The 14,718-nt window shown below is 71.4% G+C and carries 15 protein-coding genes; 8 read left to right on the forward strand and 7 right to left on the reverse strand.

The genetic code is table 11. The features are described 5' to 3' along the window. Positions 1-4: 4 nt before the first annotated feature. The 6 genes from tssE to ACESM1_RS11545 all read left to right on the forward strand — a co-directional run bounded on the left by tssE (position 5) and on the right by ACESM1_RS11545 (position 6,949). Positions 5-520, forward strand: coding sequence for a type VI secretion system baseplate subunit TssE (gene tssE / locus ACESM1_RS11520; protein ID WP_372620187.1), 516 nt, complete (start codon positions 5-7; stop codon positions 518-520). A 147-nt stretch (positions 521-667) separates the two neighbouring features. Continuing rightward, positions 668-2,494: a type VI secretion system baseplate subunit TssF gene (gene tssF / locus ACESM1_RS11525; RefSeq protein WP_372620189.1), complete on the forward strand. Its 1,827-nt coding sequence runs from the start codon at positions 668-670 to the stop codon at positions 2,492-2,494. Then, a complete protein-coding gene (gene tssG, locus ACESM1_RS11530; RefSeq protein WP_372620191.1) occupies positions 2,491-3,702 on the forward strand; it encodes a type VI secretion system baseplate subunit TssG in 1,212 nt (403 codons plus the stop codon). The genes tssF and tssG overlap by 4 nt, the downstream gene beginning before the upstream one ends. Continuing rightward, positions 3,699-5,213 carry a class I SAM-dependent methyltransferase gene (locus ACESM1_RS11535; protein ID WP_372620192.1) on the forward strand — a complete coding sequence of 505 codons (1,515 nt, stop codon included), beginning with the start codon at positions 3,699-3,701 and terminating at the stop codon, positions 5,211-5,213. The genes tssG and ACESM1_RS11535 overlap by 4 nt, the downstream gene beginning before the upstream one ends. A gap of 130 nt (positions 5,214-5,343) precedes the next feature. Continuing rightward, complete coding sequence (locus ACESM1_RS11540) at positions 5,344-5,910, forward strand: OmpA family protein (RefSeq protein ID WP_372620194.1); 567 nt, start codon at positions 5,344-5,346, stop codon at positions 5,908-5,910. 25 nt (positions 5,911-5,935) lie between these two features. After that, entirely contained in the window at positions 5,936-6,949 is a 1,014-nt protein-coding gene (locus ACESM1_RS11545; RefSeq protein ID WP_372620196.1) for a hypothetical protein, read from the forward strand. 62 nt (positions 6,950-7,011) lie between these two features. On the opposite strand, the gene ACESM1_RS11550 is transcribed toward ACESM1_RS11545, so the two are convergent. The 6 genes from ACESM1_RS11550 to ACESM1_RS11575 all read right to left on the reverse strand — a co-directional run bounded on the left by ACESM1_RS11550 (position 7,012) and on the right by ACESM1_RS11575 (position 11,934). Continuing rightward, positions 7,012-7,365: an ArsR/SmtB family transcription factor gene (locus ACESM1_RS11550; RefSeq protein WP_372620198.1), complete on the reverse strand. Its 354-nt coding sequence runs from the start codon at positions 7,363-7,365 to the stop codon at positions 7,012-7,014. Positions 7,366-7,437: 72 nt separating this feature from the next. Then, positions 7,438-8,088 carry a flavin reductase family protein gene (locus tag ACESM1_RS11555; protein WP_372620200.1) on the reverse strand — a complete coding sequence of 217 codons (651 nt, stop codon included), beginning with the start codon at positions 8,086-8,088 and terminating at the stop codon, positions 7,438-7,440. 63 nt (positions 8,089-8,151) lie between these two features. Next, the gene (locus ACESM1_RS11560) at positions 8,152-8,928 is read right to left on the reverse strand and encodes an ABC transporter permease (protein WP_372620202.1); all 777 of its coding nucleotides are present in this window, start codon (positions 8,926-8,928) and stop codon (positions 8,152-8,154) included. Further along, positions 8,925-9,719, reverse strand: a complete 795-nt coding sequence (locus ACESM1_RS11565) for an ABC transporter ATP-binding protein (RefSeq protein WP_372620204.1) — start codon at positions 9,717-9,719, stop codon at positions 8,925-8,927. The genes ACESM1_RS11560 and ACESM1_RS11565 overlap by 4 nt, the downstream gene beginning before the upstream one ends. Positions 9,720-9,723: 4 nt before the next feature. Continuing rightward, on the reverse strand, positions 9,724-10,794 hold the full coding sequence (locus tag ACESM1_RS11570) for an ABC transporter substrate-binding protein (protein WP_372620206.1): 1,071 nt from the start codon (positions 10,792-10,794) through the stop codon (positions 9,724-9,726). A gap of 75 nt (positions 10,795-10,869) precedes the next feature. Continuing rightward, on the reverse strand, positions 10,870-11,934 hold the full coding sequence (locus ACESM1_RS11575; RefSeq protein WP_372620207.1) for an LLM class flavin-dependent oxidoreductase: 1,065 nt from the start codon (positions 11,932-11,934) through the stop codon (positions 10,870-10,872). A 125-nt stretch (positions 11,935-12,059) separates the two neighbouring features. Here ACESM1_RS11575 and ACESM1_RS11580 point away from each other — a divergent pair, with 125 nt between their 5' ends. Together ACESM1_RS11580 and ACESM1_RS11585 are read left to right on the forward strand one after the other, a co-directional pair. Continuing rightward, positions 12,060-12,995 (forward strand): LysR family transcriptional regulator, encoded by a 936-nt coding sequence (locus tag ACESM1_RS11580; protein WP_372620208.1) that lies wholly within the window; start codon positions 12,060-12,062, stop codon positions 12,993-12,995. 31 nt (positions 12,996-13,026) lie between these two features. Next, positions 13,027-14,184 (forward strand): M24 family metallopeptidase, encoded by a 1,158-nt coding sequence (locus tag ACESM1_RS11585; protein ID WP_372620210.1) that lies wholly within the window; start codon positions 13,027-13,029, stop codon positions 14,182-14,184. On the opposite strand, the gene ACESM1_RS11590 is transcribed toward ACESM1_RS11585, so the two are convergent. Continuing rightward, positions 14,168-14,716 carry a MarR family winged helix-turn-helix transcriptional regulator gene (locus ACESM1_RS11590; protein ID WP_372620212.1) on the reverse strand — a complete coding sequence of 183 codons (549 nt, stop codon included), beginning with the start codon at positions 14,714-14,716 and terminating at the stop codon, positions 14,168-14,170. The genes ACESM1_RS11585 and ACESM1_RS11590 overlap by 17 nt on opposite strands. Positions 14,717-14,718 lie beyond the last annotated feature (2 nt).

Raw genomic sequence — 14,718 nt, forward strand, 5'->3', positions numbered from 1 at the left:
CGGGATGTCCGGCCAGGGTAGCGGCGGGCGGCGGGAGCGCACCGAGCAGCGCGCCCAGCTGCCGCTGCTCGACCGGCTGCTGGATGACGCGCCCGACCAGGAGCGCGACCGCGTGCTGTCCAACGCCGAGGTGCTTCAGAAGCTGCGCGAGGCGGTGCGGCGCGACCTGCAGTCGCTGCTCAACGCAAGGCGCCGCTGGCGCAGCTGGCCGCCGGCCTTGCGCGAGCTGGCGACCTCCCCGGTGGGCTATGGGTTGCCGGATTTCAGTTCCGGCGCCTTCGGCGATCCGGCGCGACGCGAGCTGCTGCGCCGCGAGGTGGAGGACACGATCCGCCGCTTCGAGCCGCGCTTCCTGTCGCTGAAGGTGCACCTGGTGGATGCCAACGACCAGCTGAGCGGCACGCTGCGCCTGCGCATCGAGGCGCTGCTGGACGCCGACCCCGCTCCCGAGCCCGTCGGCTTCGACACCCTCCTCGACACCGCCAGAGACGACGTCGTGGTGCGCGAGACCGCGGCGTGACCAACATGTCGCACACTGCAGACGAGATCGGCGCCCAGGCCGGCAAGGCCGGCCCGCGCGCAGGGCGGCCATATGGCCCCACGCAACAGCGCGTAGGCGCGCTAGCCAAGCCCGCGGATGCGGGCGCCGGCGCCTGAGGCCAGAACAATGTCCGACGCGCTGCTGCCCTATTACAACCGCGAGCTCGATGCGATCCGCAGGCTCGCAGCCGAGTTCGCCGTCGCGCATCCGAAGATCGCCGGCCGGCTGCGGCTGTCGCCCGACTCGGTGGACGATCCTCATGTGGCGCGGCTGCTGGAAGGCGTCGCCTTCCTCGCCGCGCGCGTCCACCATCGGCTGGACGACGAATTCCCCGAACTCACCGATGCGCTGCTGGAAGTGCTCTACCCGCACTACCTGGCGCCATTCCCTTCCTGCTTCGTGGCGCGGATGGCGCCGCAGGCGGGGCTGCAGAACGCTGCCTCGCTGCCCTCCGGCCTGATGGTGGACACCGAGCCCGTGCGCGGCGAGCGCTGTCGCTACCGCACCGCCTATCCGGTCACGGTCTTCCCGGTGGAGATCGAGGCGGCTCGGCTTTCCGGCCTGCCGATCATGGCGCCGGCCAACCCGCTGGCGACCGGCGCGGTGGCGTGCCTGCGGCTGACGCTGAAGGGGCTGGCGCCGGATGTCAGCTTCACCAAGCTCGGCATGGACCGGCTGCGGCTGTTCCTGCGCGGCGCCGGCGCGGCAGGACTGCATGAGCTGATCTGCGCCCATGCGATCTCGGTCGGCTATGCCGATGGCCCCTCCGATCCACGGCCGGTGATCCTCGGGCCGGAGGCGATCGAGCCGGTCGGCTTCGCGCCGGAGGAGGCGCTGCTGCCCTGGCCGGCACGCAGCTTCGCCGGCTTCCGCCTGCTTTCCGAATACTTCGCCTTCCCGGAGAAGTTCCTGTTCCTCGATCTCTGCCGGATGGACGCCAAGACGCTGGTCGGCGCCGGCAACAAGCTCGAGGTCTTCATCTGGCTGTCGCGTGCCGTGCCGGAGCTTGAGCGGGTGGTGGATGCCGGCAGCTTCGCGCTGGGCTGCACGCCGCTGGTCAACCTCTTCCCGCAGCGCTGCGAGCCGATCCGGCTGGACGACACCGCGATCGAGTACCGCGTCGTACCCGATTCGCGCCGCCCGACGGCGACCGAGGTGTGGTCCGTCACCCGCGTGCGGGAGCCGTTGCAGGATGGTGGCACGCGGCCCTGGCGGCCGTTCCATCGGCTGACGCATGCCGACCCCGATGCCGGAACGCCCGGCGGCTCCTACGCGGTGGTGCGCCGCGCGGCGCCGCCGCCGGATGCGGGCACCGAGATGCATCTGGCGCCGCACGACCCGGACCTCGCGCCACGGCGTGCGCGCGATGCCGTGCTGTCGGTGGATGCGCTGTGCCTGAACCGCGACCTGCCCACCGAACTCCCCTTCGGCGGCGGCCGCCCCGGGCTCAAGCTGGTGGAGGGTGCGACGGCGGTTTCGGGCGTGCATGCGATGACGGCGCCGACGCCGACGCTGCGCCGCACGCTGCGCGACCGCACCGCCTGGCGGCTGGTCTCGCAGCTGTCGCTCGGCCATCTCTCGGTGGTCGGCGGGGCGGAAGGCGCAGCGGCGCTGCGGGAGGTGCTGCGCCTGCACGATCTCCGCGATTCGGCCGAGACGCGGGCGGCGGTCGCGTCGCTGCTGGAAGTGGCCGCAGTGCCGGGCGCCGCCAGGCTGCCGGCCGGGCCGCGCGGCATGGGTGGGTCCTTCTGCCGCGGGCTGGACGTGACGCTCACCTTCGATCAGCGCGGCTGGCAGACCGGCGGCCTCTATGTGTTGGCTTCGGTGCTGGATCGCTTCCTGGCGCTGCATGCCTCGGTGAATTCCTTCGTGCGGACGCGCGCCGTGCTGCGCGGCACCTCCGGCAACGCTGCCGCCTGGCCGGCGCGTGCCGGCTGGCGCGTGCTGCTGTGAGCACGCCTGCCTCGCCGCTCGAGCGTCTGGCCAAGGAGCCGGAGCGCTTCTCCTTCGACGCCGCGGTCCGACTGCTCTGCGCCGATCGCGACACCGACGAGCCGGCGGAGGCGGCGCGCTTCCATGCGGCGCACGGGCTCGCCTATCCCGATGGCGACGTGCTGCGCTACACGCCCGGCAACGGGAAGGAGCCGGCGGCGCTCGCGCTTGGCCTGATCGGGCTGACCGGACCCGCCGGTGTGCTGCCGCGCCACTATTCCGAGGCGGTGGTGCAGCAGGTGCGCGGCCGCGCGCGCGGCCTGCCGGATTTCCTCGACATGCTGGCGCACCGGCTGGTCGCGCACTTCGCCACCTCGGGCACGAAATACCGCATGCACCGTGCCGCCGACATGGCGGCGCTGGCCGATTCGCCGGAAGCGGGGCCGGTCGCCGGCCTGCTGCTCGCGCTCGCCGGCCACGGAACGCCGCACCTTGCCGACAGGCTCGCCGCCGGGGCGGAGCCGCTGATGCACTATGCCGGCCTCTTCGCGATGCGACCGCGCTCGGCGGAGCGGCTGCGCGCGCTGGTCTCCGATTGGCTCGGCCAGCCGGTGGAGGTGCTGCAGTTCGCCGGCGCCTGGCTCTCGCTGCCAGCGGACCAGCGCACGCGGCTGCCGGTGGGCCTCGGCTCCGGCCGGCATGCGCGGCTCGGCGTGGATGCCACCATCGGCGTGCGTGCCTGGGACGCCTCGGCGCGGATCGTGCTGCGTCTGGGGCCGCTTTCGGGCCCTGCCTTCGACGCGCTGCTGCCCGACCGGCCGGCGCTGGCGCGGCTGGTTTCGCTGGTCCGCTCCTTCCTCGGCGTGGAGACGGGTTTCGCGGTCAATCCGGTGCTCGCTGCCGCTTCGGTGCAGCCGCTGCGGCTGGACGCGACGGCGGATCCGGCGCCGCGGCTCGGCTGGAACACCTGGCTTCCCGCAGTCGGGCGCCGCGCCGACGGCGTCGAGGCGGTGTTCGAAGCCGAGGTGGTCGAGGGCTTCCGACCGGCCGCGTCAGCGGCCACGAACCCCCGTGCCGCCGGGGTGGGGAGCGAAACCCGCGCCACCGAAGCGGCCCCCGAACCCCGTGCCGCTGCGGCGGCCCTTGAACCCCGTGCCGCTGGCGCGGCCCCTGAACCCCGTGCCGCTGGGGCGGCAACCCAATCCGCCGCTGGAGGCGCATCTTCATGAGCAATGCCTGGGGTGGCGGCTACGTCACCGACATCACCTATGACTTCGGCTACTACCGTGAGCAGTCGCCGCAGCAGCTCAAGCTCACCTGCCTGCTCTCGGGCGTCGCCTGGGATGTGCCGGCGGAGGGCGCACACTACCTGGAGCTCGGCTGCGGTGTTGGCGTCGGCGCGCTGATCATCGCCGCGGCGAACCCGTCCTGGCGCGTCACCGCGCTGGACTTCAACCCCGCCCATATCGCCCAGGCGCGCGGCATGGCGCAGGAGGCCGGGCTCGACAACATCACCTTCATCGAGGCGGACCTGACCGAGTTCGCCGAAGGGCCCGTTGCGGCAGGGCTGCCGCCGGCCGACATCATCACCACCCATGGCGTCTGGAGCTGGGTCTCGCCGGGCGTGCGGGCGGGCATCGTGCGGCTGGTGCATGCCAAGCTCACCGCCGGTGGCGCCTTCCATGTCAGCTACAACGCGCTGCCGGGCTGGCAGGGAATGCTGGCCCTGCAGCGCCTGGTGCGCGAATCCGGGCTTCGCCTTGCCGGGCGCAGCGACCGCCAGGCGCAGGCGGGCTTCGGCGTGCTGCGCGAGCTGGCGGCGGCGGAGGCGCAATCCTTCCGCGGTGATGCACGCCTGGCCAGCTGGCTGTCGGACCACCCGATCCACTCGCCGACCTACCTGGCGCATGAGTTCATGAACGAGCACTGGTCCCCCTGCTGGCACGCCGATGTGGTGAAGGCGCTGTCGGCGGCGCGGCTCGACTGGGTCGGCTCGGCTGGGCTGGTCGAGAACTTCACCGAACTCGCGATGACCCCGCCGCAGCGCGCCGTCTATGACCGCTTCGAGGACCCGGTCATGCGGGAACTGGTCAAGGACATGTGCATGGGGCGGATGCTGCGGCACGACGTCTATGTGCGCGGTGCGTCCCGCATCTCCGCCGCGGCGCGGGATGCGGCGTTGCGGGAGCTGACGCTCGCGCTGGTGGTGCCGGCGCCGCGCGTGCAGCTCGAGGTGCAGGTGTCGGCTGGCAAGGCCGAGCTCTCGCCGGCCTTCTACCGCCCGGTGGTGGAGATGCTGGCCGCCGGCCCCGCGACCGTCGCCGCGCTGCTGAAGGCCCCGGGCGCGGCAGCCACCCGCGAAAACCCCGCCGAGCTGGCCGGCCTGCTCGTCGGCACGCGCCAGGCCGTGGTGATGGCGCGGCCCGGCGCCGCGGCGGAAGGCAGCGCGATGCGGCTGAACGCGACGCTGGCGCGGCGGCTTGCCACCACCGAGAATCTCAACCGAGGCGTCGCGCTGGCCAGCACGGCGATCGGCGGCGGCTTCGGCTGCTCGACCAGCGAGCTGTTCATGGTCGGCCGCCTGCTGGCAGGCGAGACGCATGATCGGATACCGGCCTGGTCGGCCGAGCTCGGCGAGGGCCTGGACGAGGAGAACCAGGGCCGCGTGCGCGAGACGATGCAGCGCGGCCGGCAGGAGACGCTGCCGCTGATGCGCATGCTGTCCTGCGTGCCCGCGTGACTCCTGTTCCGCTGACATTGCACGTCGGATGTGCTTTGCTTCGGCAGGGTACTGGATCTACGGCAGGGTCGCTGGACCGGCTCGCTCCGGTCAGGCGCGGCTGCGCCACAGAAGCAGGGGGGACGACCGGATGCGGCACGCCATAGCGATCGCGGTCCTGCTGGGCGCCTTCGCGCTGCCCATCGGCGCCGGCGCGCAGCAGAATCCGAGCTCGCAGCAGATCATCGACGCGCTGCGCCCGGGCGGCAACGTGCTGGGCGGGGCGACGCGCGGCATCCGCCCGGTGACGCCTGGCGCACCCGCCGGGGCGCCGTCGCAGCCCGCGACGGCCGCCGCGCCGGAGGCCGCACCGTCCGTCAACCTGACGGTCAATTTCATGACCGGCTCTGCCGAGCTGACGCCGCAGGCGGTGCGCGCGCTCGACGAGCTCGGCCGCGCGCTCGCCAGCCCCGACCTCGCCGGCTACCGCTTCCGGGTCGAGGGCCACACCGACACGGTCGGCAGTTCCGAGCTGAATCAGGCGCTGTCGGAGCGCCGCGCGGCGGCGGTGGTGGCGTACCTTGCCTCGCGCTTCGGGATTCCCTCGGCGCGGCTGGAGGCGGTCGGGCTGGGCGAGAGCCAGCCCGCCGTCCCGACCGGCGACGGGGTGAACGAGCCGCGCAACCGCCGGGTCCAGGTGGTCAACATCGGCGCCTGACCGCATCCCGGCAGGGCGGGCCGCGATGCCGCCGCATGGCAAGGACGATACGGTCCGGCTGCGGCCGGCGACGCTGAAGCCGTCGCCGGCACCGCAAGCGGCGCGGAGTCACGGCGGCGCGCGTCCGCTGCTGCTGGCCGGGGCGCTTCTTCTGCTCGGCGCGATCGGCGCGGTGCTGTTGCTGCGGAGCGGCCCGGCACCCCTTGTCGAGGCGCCACCGGCACCGATGGTCGCGATGCCCGCGCCCCCGGCGCCCGCGCCGCCGCCCGTCGCCATCGCCCTGGCGAGCGAGGCGGAGATCCTGGCGAACCGCGCCCCGGAACTCGTCATCCGCCGCCTGGCGCCCAATCCCGATGTGCTGGTGCTGGACTTCCCGACGCTCGGCGAGCAGGCGCGCATGCTGAACCGGATCGCGGCGCTGGTGGAGAAGGCCGGCCTGCCGCGCGACCGTGTGCTGGACGATGTGGCACTCGATGCGGCGGTGCGCGCCGGCGGCGGCACGGCGGAGACCTTCTACTATGGCCACAACTACCGCGCCGCCGACCTGGCGCGGTTCTTCGCGCTGGCCCAACGGGACGGCGTGCGGCTGACCGCGGAGGAGGAGCGGCTGCGCGCGTTGCTGAGCGATCTCGGCTGGCTCCGGATGGATGCCGGCGGCGCGCTGGTCTCGGTGCCGCAGGAAGGCGTCGAGGCCTGGCTCGATGCGGGCGCCCGCGCGGCGATGCTGCGCCACGAGCTTTCGCATGGCGAGTTCTTCACCAATCCCGCCTATGCCGCGCAGGTCTGGCGCTTCTGGCGCGAAATGCTCACCGAGGAGGAGCGGCAGCGCTTCCGCGCCGTGCTCACGAACGCCAGCTACGACCCGGCGCAGGAGGAGGTGATGGCGAACGAGGCGCACGCCTTCCTGTTCCACACCGCGGATGAGCGCTTCTTCAGCCCGGCAATGGCCGGGCTTTCGCCTGAACGCGCAGCGGCGCTGCGGGACGCCTTCATCGCCGGGTTGCCGCCCGGCTGGTTGAGGGATGCGATGGCGCACTGAGCGCGCACCGGCCAGCTGCCCGATCGCGCAGATCGGTCACGATCCGCGGGATCTGTCATGCGTCACTGCGTGGCCTCCACCGCGGCCGGCGCCATTGGACAGAAGATCCCATGCAGCGCGGACAGCAGCTGGGTGACACGCGGATCGGCGATGCGGTAGTGGAGCGCCGTGCCCTGCCGGCGGGCCACCACCAGCCCATCCTCGCGAAGGCGCGTGAGATGCTGGGAGAGCGCAGGCTGGCTGAGGCCGGCGCTGTCCGCCAGCCGTCCGACCGTCACCTCGCCCTCCGCCGCCAGACGGCAGAGCACCAGCAGGCGCCGGTCGTTGCCGAGCTGGCGGAGAAGGGAGGCCGCTTCGAGCACCTGCGCTTCGAGCGCGGGCAGTCCGGCCGGTATGGGGGTATCCGTCGAGGTCATCGCCGTTCCATTCGCTTCTTCGCATCTTACCACATGCATCCGCGGATGTGATCGCGAACAGCGGGCCGGCGCCTACTCCTTCGCGGGTGGCCAGGCGCGGCGTGCCTGGAAGGCATCCAGGCTGATGCGCGGCATTTCGAAGCGGTCCGTCGTCCGCACATAGGCGTTCGGCGCCTCCATCCGGCCGATGAGCCGGAGCCTGGCCGTGTCGATGTAGTGGCGTTCGGCGTCCAGGACGCAGTCGTCCCGCACATGCAGGGCGAGCGCGCGTCCGAGCACCAGCAGATACGCGCCGATCGGGATCGTCTGGAAGGTTTCGCACTCCAGTGCGACCGCACTCTCGGCGATGCGCGGCGGTGCGACGCGGGTGGATGGCAGCGTGCCAAGACCGGCCTGTGCGATCTCGTCCACGCCCGGCGGGAACTCCACCGCCGTGACGTTCATCGCTTCGGTCGTGTCCTCCCCCACCAGGCAGACGACGAACTGGCCGGTCCTGCGGATGTTCCCGACGGTGTCCTTGCCGCCGCCCGACGCCCTGGGGCCGATGCTGAAGCCAACGACGACCGGGTCGTTGGCGAGCACGTTGAAGAAGGAAAAGGGCGCCGCATTGCAGCGTCCCTCCTGGTCCAGCGTGACGACCCACGCGATGGGCCGCGGCACGATGGTGGAGGTGACGAGCTTGTACTGCTCCTTGGGCGGCAGGCTGGGCAGGTCGAACAGCATGGCGGGTCCCCCGAAAGAGCTGAGCGGCGCGGTTCGGCCGGCCGCAGCCTGCCCCGCGTGCCGTCAGCTGCGGAAATGCTCCTCCGCCCGCGCCCAGAAGACGATGCGCCGCTGCGCCCATTGCAGCGTGGCGTGCAGGGTGACTCCCATGATCGAGAGCACCACGAACAGCGCGAAGGCCGCCGCGATGTCGAGAGAGAAATTCGCCTGCAGAATCAGGAAGCCGATTCCCTTATTGGCCCCGACGAACTCGCCGACGATGGCGCCGATCACGCTGAACACGATGGCGGTGTTGAGCCCTGCGAAGATGAAGGGCAGGGCGTTCGGCAGCCGCAGGTAGCGCAGGATCTGCCACCGGCTGGCCGAGAGCGCGCTCATCAGGTCCAGCCGATCCTGGTCCACCGCCTTCAGCCCGGCGATCACGTTCACCAGCACCGGGAACAGCGAGACCAGCGCCACGATGACGATCTTGGATTCGATCCCGAATCCGAACCACACGATGATCAGCGGCGCCACCGCCACCTTCGGCACGGTCTGCAGCGCGACCACGTAGGGGTAGACGATGCGCTCCGCCGTCGGGAAGACCACGACCATGGTGCCGATGGCCAGCCCCAGCAGGCTGCCGGCGACGAAGCCGGCGACCGCCTGGAAGGCAGTGATCGCGGCGTGGCCGAGGTAGTTCGCCTCCGCGAAGCCGTTGACGAAGGCGCTTGCCACCGCGCTCGGCGCCGGCACCAGGTAGGGCGGCACCTCGAGGACACGGATCACCGCCTCCCACAGTGCGATGAAGGCCACGAAGGTGGCCAGTGGCAGTCCGGCGCTGCGCAGCCTGGCGCTCACAGCGCTGCCGCCGTCTGCGTGCCGCCGAGCAGACCGCGGATGTGGTGGACCATTCGGGCGAACTCCGGTGCCAGCGTGTCGTCCATGCTGCGCAGCCGCGGCATCGGGTTGGCGATCACGTCGATGATGCGGCCGGGGCGCGCCGACATCACGACGATGCGGTCTGCGAGGAACACCGCCTCCGCGATGCTGTGGGTGATGAACAGCACGGTCTTGCGGCTGGCTGCCCAGATCCGCTGCAGTTCGAGGTTCATCTGCTCGCGCGTCATCGCATCGAGCGCGCCGAACGGTTCGTCCATCAGCAGCAGCGGTGCGTCGTGCACCAGCGCGCGGGCGATTGCCGCACGCTGCTGCATGCCGCCCGACAGCTCCTGCGGGTAATTGTTCTCGAACCCGCCGAGCCCGACCAGCTCCAGCAGCGCCTTCGCTTTCGCCGTGTACTCGGCGCGCGGCAGCTTCAGCACGTCGGCCGGCAGCAGGACGTTGTCGAGCACCGTGCGCCAGGGGAACAGCACGGGTGTCTGGAAGACGATGCCGACGTCACTGCGGGGCCCGCTCACCGGCCGGCCATAGAGCATGATGGCTCCGGACGTCGCCGGCCGCAGTCCCGTGACCAGCTTGAGCAGCGTGCTCTTGCCGCAGCCGGACGGGCCGACGATGGCGACGAACTCCCGGTCGGCGATGTCGAGATCGAGCCCCGCCAGCGCCTCCACCGCGGACTCGCCGCGTCGATACACCATGCCGAGGTCGCGTATGGTCAGCGCGGCCCCGGTCGCGGCAGGCGACGCCATCAGATCAGGCCGCGCGTGCCCGCTGGACGATGGGCGCGGTATCCATCGCGTTCACCCGGTCGAGGAACTCCGTGGTGAACAGGCTGGCGCTGTCCACCGTCGCCGGCAGCAGCTTCTGGTCCACCATGAAGGCCTGGGTCGCATCCCATTGCGCCTTGGTCATGCTGCCCCAGGGCGTCGTGCTGTCGTCCCAGCGTTTCCACAGCTCGGCGGAGCGGGTCAGCACATGGGTGGCGCGCGCCATCGCCTCATCCTCCGAGAGGCCGGTCGGGCGGGTGAACATCTTCCAGTGCTCGCGCACCGTCGCCTGGGGCGCCACCTGCGCGAAGATGGAGCCGGCGACCACGCCGCGCAGCGCGCCGACGACCGCATCCGGGTTCTGCCGCATGAAGCCGGAATTGGCGATCAGCACCGTGGAGGGCTGGTCGCGCTGGAAGTAGCGCAGCTTCACGCCGAGCGTCTCGATCACCGCATGCTGCGCGCGGAACAGCGAGAGCGCCTGCACGCGGTTGGCGCGCAGCGCCGCGGCCGCCGCCGCGCCGTTGCCGACCGGCAGCATCTGCACATCCGATTGCGGGTCGAGCCCGGCATCGGCAAGCATGGCGCGCAGCGACGGGATGGCGCCGGAGGCCAGGTTGGCGACGCCGATGGACTTGCCCTTCAGGTCCGCGAGGCTGCGGATCATGCTCTCCTCCGGCACCACGACCTCGTAGATGTTGCCGCGGTCTTGCAGGTAGACGGCCTGGATCGGCAGCGTCGGATTACGCTGCTTGGCGAGGATCATCACCTCCATCCCGATATAACCGATCTGCGCCTGGTTGGTCGCGACCAGCTGCAACGTCGCCGCCGAGCCCGCTGCACTGCCGAATTCGGCCTCGATGCCCTGCTCGCGGTAGAAGCCGAGCGGAATGCCGAGGAAGAGGAAGCCGTGATAGGCCTCGATCGTCGCCGAGGCCCCCCAGATCCGCACCTTCGGCATGGCCTGTGCGCGTGCCACGCGCGCCCCGCCGAGGATCGCCGCCGCCGTGCCCGCGACGCCAGCCTTTGCGACACCGCGCCTGCTAATTCCGGTCATTGCCGTCTCCCTCTTACCAAGCCCCCGTGATGTTCCGCCTGTGCCGCTGCCCTTGTCGAGGGGCTTTCTCGCGGGTCAGTCGGCGAATCGCGGCATCACCTTCTCGCCGATCAGTTCGATGGATCGCATCACCTGGTCGTGCGTCGTGTGGCCAGCCTGGAGGAAGAAGATCATCTGGTCGATCCCGACCTTGGCCCATTTCTCCACCTGCCGGCAGACCGTATCCGGGTTGCCGCCGATCGCCATCGCATCCTCGATCAGTTCGTCGTTGCTGCGCTTGCCGATCTTGTCGCTGATCCTGCCGACGCCGCCATCGGTGGCGAAGCGCACCCGGTTCAGCTCCGCATCGTTGTCACCGTAGTACCACCGCGCCGCGGCGCAGGCGAGGTCGCGCCCGGTGCGGTCGTCGTCATGCACGCAACTGATCGCGAAGACGCCGGTCTGCGGGTTCGGCACGCGTGCGACCAGCGTGGAGGCATCGGCGTTGCGGATCGCCTCGCGGTAGGCGGCGATGGAGGGCGCGGTCTCCTCCGGCGTGTTGCGCGTCACGCCGATCACCCCGAAGCCCTGCCGGCCGGCATGCTGCCAGGTTTCCAGTGTGGAGGCGGCAACCCAGATCGGCGGATGCGGGCGCTGGACGGGGCGCGGCACGACATGGCGCGCGGGCAGGTCGAAATGCTCGCCCTTGAAGCCGGGGAACAGGTCGTTCTCCAGCATGCGCAGCACGGCTTCCATGGACTCGCGCCCGACATCGCGCCCGATCGCCGGGTCGTGGCCGAGGCCGGTGACGACATAGGGCGAGGTGCCGCGGCCGGCGCCGAAGTCGCAGCGGCCGTTGCTCAGCACATCGAGGGTCGCGACACGCTCGGCGATGTAGAAGGGGTTGTGCACGGGCATGAGGATCACGCCGAAGCCGAGACGCATGGTCTTCGTGCGCTGGCTGATCGCCGCCAGCACCATCTCCGGCTGGGAGCAGTGGCCGATCTCGATGAAGAAGTGCTGCTCGGTGATCCAGAAATGGTGGAAGCCGGCGGCATCGGCGGCTTCGGCCTGGGTCAGGCAGTTCCAGAAGCCGGTGCGTTCGGTGGTCTCGGTCCAGGGCCGCGGCATCTGGATCTGCGTCATCAGTCCGAACTTCATGCGCCGGCCGGTCCCCAAGCTTTCTCGGAGTGGGAACGCTATGGCGCGGCCAGCCTTCCGTCAAAGGCATAACCGGCATAGCGTCCATAACCCGGATGTTTGATCGCGCGGCGAAGGGAGACGCGATGGACACGCGTGCGCTGCGGTATTTCCAGGTAGTCGCGGAATACGGCTCCTACAGCCGCGGCGCGGAGTGGCTGCGCATCTCGCAGCCCGCCGTCAGCCGCCAGATCCGCCGGCTGGAGGAGGAACTCGGCTGCGAGCTGTTCCGCCGCAACGGCCATGGCGTGACGTTGACCGAGGCCGGGCGCGTGCTGCTGGAGCGCTCCCAGGCCGCGTTCCGCACGCTGGACCAGGCGCGCGCCGAAATCCGCGGCGGCGCGCAGGGCCCGACCGGCGCGGTTTCGATCGCCGTGCCGCCGGCGGCGGGGCGATGGCTGGTGCCGCCGCTCGCCGAGCAGATGGGGAAGCAACTGCCGGGCGTGCAGCTCCGCGTGCTCGGTGGCTTCTCCGGTACGATCGACGAATGGCTGGTACGCGGCCGCGTGGATCTCGCCCTGGTGCATGATCCGCTGCCGCGCCGCGGCTTTTCCATCACGCCGCTCGCGGAGGAGGAGGTGTGCCTGGTGGGCCTCCCGGGCGCGCCCGGCCTTGCGCGGCGGCATGTGCGGCCCGCCGACGTGCTGCGCCTGCCCTTGGTGCTACCGGGGCGGCCCAACGCCTCGCGCCGCCTCCTGGATGCCTGGCTGGCCGCGGAGGGAGGTGCGCCGCCGCCGCGGGTCGAGGCGGACGACCACTCCGTGCTCCGCGCCCTGCTGCGCGCCGGCGCCGGCTACACCCTGCTCACACGCGGCGGCTTCGCGCAGGAGGCGCGGCGCGGCGAGCTTGCCGGTGTGCCGTTCCGCCCGCGCGTCTGCTGGACGCTGGCGCTGGTCGCCGCCTCGCAGCCGGCCGATCCGGATGTCATTATGCCGGTCGCACGGCTGCTGCGGCGTGTCGTCGGCGATTCGGTTCGCAAGGGCTGGCCGGCCCGTGCGCTTGCCGGCACCGCGCTGCCCTGACTAGCCTGCCCGCAACGGAGGGCAGGGCCGCATGTCGAAGCACGATTTCACGCCGGAGGAATTTGCTGCCCGCCTGCGTCGCGCGCGCGAAGCGGTGGGCGCGGCCGGTCTCGACTGGCTGGTCGTGCTGCATCCCGTCTCGATCCACTGGCTGACCGGCGGCGAGGCGAAATCCTACCAGGCCTTCCAATGCCTGCTGCTGGCAGCGGAGGAGAAGCCGCTGACACTGCTCTCGCGCGGCTCCGATATCGGCGAGTGGCGGGACGACGCGCTGGTGGACGAGGCCGTGTCCTGGGGCGGGCCGGAGCCCGAGGATCCGATCGCCGCCTTCGCCCGGTTGGCGCGGGAGCGCGGGCTGCTTTCGGCGCGCGTCGGCATCGAGGTGCCGGGCTACTACCTGCACCCGCACCACTACGTCCAGTTGAAGGACCTGCTTGGCGGCGCGCTGGTTGCGGAGCCGACCAACCTGATCCACGAGCTGAAGGCGGCGAAATCGCCAGCGGAACTCGTGCTGGTGCGCCAGGCTGCGGCGCATGCGGATGCGGCGCTGCACGCCTGCCGGGCCGTGGCGACCGCGGGCCGCAGCGAACTGGAGGTGGCGGCGGAGGCCTATCGCGCGCTGCTCGCCAGCGGCTGCGGCCTGCCGGCGAGCACGATGAACCTGGTGAGCGGCGAGCGGCTCTGCTACCCGCATGGCGCGCCGACACAGCGCGTGCTGCAGCCGGGCGATGGCGGCAACATCGAACTCGGCGCGGCCTTCCGCCGCTACACCGCGACGCTCGGCCGCAATTTCCAACTCGGCAAGCCGCCGGTGCGGCTGCGCGAGATCCATGCCGTGGTGCGGGAGGCCGGCGACGCGATGATGGCCGCGATCCGGCCCGGTGTTCCGGCGGTCGAGCCGCACCTCGCCGCGAAGCGAATCATTGCCAAGGCGGGCTTCGATGCGGGGCGGCTGCACACCTCCGGCTATGGGCTGGCGCCGGGCTTCCCGCCTTCCTGGGGCGAGCCGCTCAACATGTTCGGCGGCGCGACCGGCGTGATCGCGGAAGGCATGGTGCTGACGATCGAGCCGCCGATCTTCCTGCATGCGGAGCGACTTGGAGCGCGCCTGATCGACAACGTCGTCGTCACCGCGAGCGGCGCCGAGATTCTCTCACACGTGCCACGCGAAATCATCGAGGTCGGCTGACTGGCCGCGTGCGCCGCGGCTCGCCCTCCGGCGCGGCAAGTGCGGTCTGGCGGCGCGCTTCCGCTTCCAGCTTGCGCAGCGCGGAATCCATCACGCGCCGCTCCTCCTCGGACAGGCAGGCCTGGAAGGCGGCGTCGCGCTCCCGCGCGGCGGCGATCAGGCCGGCATAGGTGCGGCGACCCTCGGCCGAGAGGCGCAGCGCGACCTCGCGCGCGTCCTCCCGGCCGATCTCGCGCAGCACCAGGCCGCGCTGCACCAGATCTGCGACCGCGCGGCTCGCCTGGCTCTTGTCCAGCCCGCTTTCCCTGGCGAGATCCTTGAGCGTCAGCGGCGCGAAATCGCCGAGCAGGGCGAGGATGCGCCATTCCATCAGGCTGACGTCGAAGCCCTGGCGGTAGCGCAGCGCAGCACCACGCGAGAGCGCATTTGCCACGCGATGCATGCGGTAGGAGATCAGGTCCTTGATGGTCTGCGCGCCATCCGGCTCGGCATCCGGATCGGCGGGCGAGGTGCGGCGGCGCGCCGTGGGCATGC

It is taken from the genome of Falsiroseomonas sp. (assembly GCF_041690465.1).
Classification (GTDB): domain Bacteria; phylum Pseudomonadota; class Alphaproteobacteria; order Acetobacterales; family Acetobacteraceae; genus Falsiroseomonas.

Bases quoted from the DNA above. Each gene is read 5' to 3' on its own strand.
- tssE (WP_372620187.1), top strand. From the start codon at position 5: ATGTCCGGCCAGGGTAGCGGCGGGCGGCGGGAGCGCACCGAGCAGCGC.
- tssF (WP_372620189.1), top strand. From the start codon at position 668: ATGTCCGACGCGCTGCTGCCCTATTACAACCGCGAGCTCGATGCGATC.
- ACESM1_RS11535 (WP_372620192.1), top strand. From the start codon at position 3,699: ATGAGCAATGCCTGGGGTGGCGGCTACGTCACCGACATCACCTATGAC.
- ACESM1_RS11540 (WP_372620194.1), top strand. From the start codon at position 5,344: ATGCGGCACGCCATAGCGATCGCGGTCCTGCTGGGCGCCTTCGCGCTG.
- ACESM1_RS11545 (WP_372620196.1), top strand. From the start codon at position 5,936: ATGCCGCCGCATGGCAAGGACGATACGGTCCGGCTGCGGCCGGCGACG.
- ACESM1_RS11550 (WP_372620198.1), bottom strand. From the start codon at position 7,365: ATGACCTCGACGGATACCCCCATACCGGCCGGACTGCCCGCGCTCGAA.
- ACESM1_RS11555 (WP_372620200.1), bottom strand. From the start codon at position 8,088: ATGCTGTTCGACCTGCCCAGCCTGCCGCCCAAGGAGCAGTACAAGCTC.
- ACESM1_RS11565 (WP_372620204.1), bottom strand. From the start codon at position 9,719: ATGGCGTCGCCTGCCGCGACCGGGGCCGCGCTGACCATACGCGACCTC.
- ACESM1_RS11570 (WP_372620206.1), bottom strand. From the start codon at position 10,794: ATGACCGGAATTAGCAGGCGCGGTGTCGCAAAGGCTGGCGTCGCGGGC.
- ACESM1_RS11575 (WP_372620207.1), bottom strand. From the start codon at position 11,934: ATGAAGTTCGGACTGATGACGCAGATCCAGATGCCGCGGCCCTGGACC.
- ACESM1_RS11580 (WP_372620208.1), top strand. From the start codon at position 12,060: ATGGACACGCGTGCGCTGCGGTATTTCCAGGTAGTCGCGGAATACGGC.
- ACESM1_RS11585 (WP_372620210.1), top strand. From the start codon at position 13,027: ATGTCGAAGCACGATTTCACGCCGGAGGAATTTGCTGCCCGCCTGCGT.
- ACESM1_RS11590 (WP_372620212.1), bottom strand. From the start codon at position 14,716: ATGCCCACGGCGCGCCGCCGCACCTCGCCCGCCGATCCGGATGCCGAG.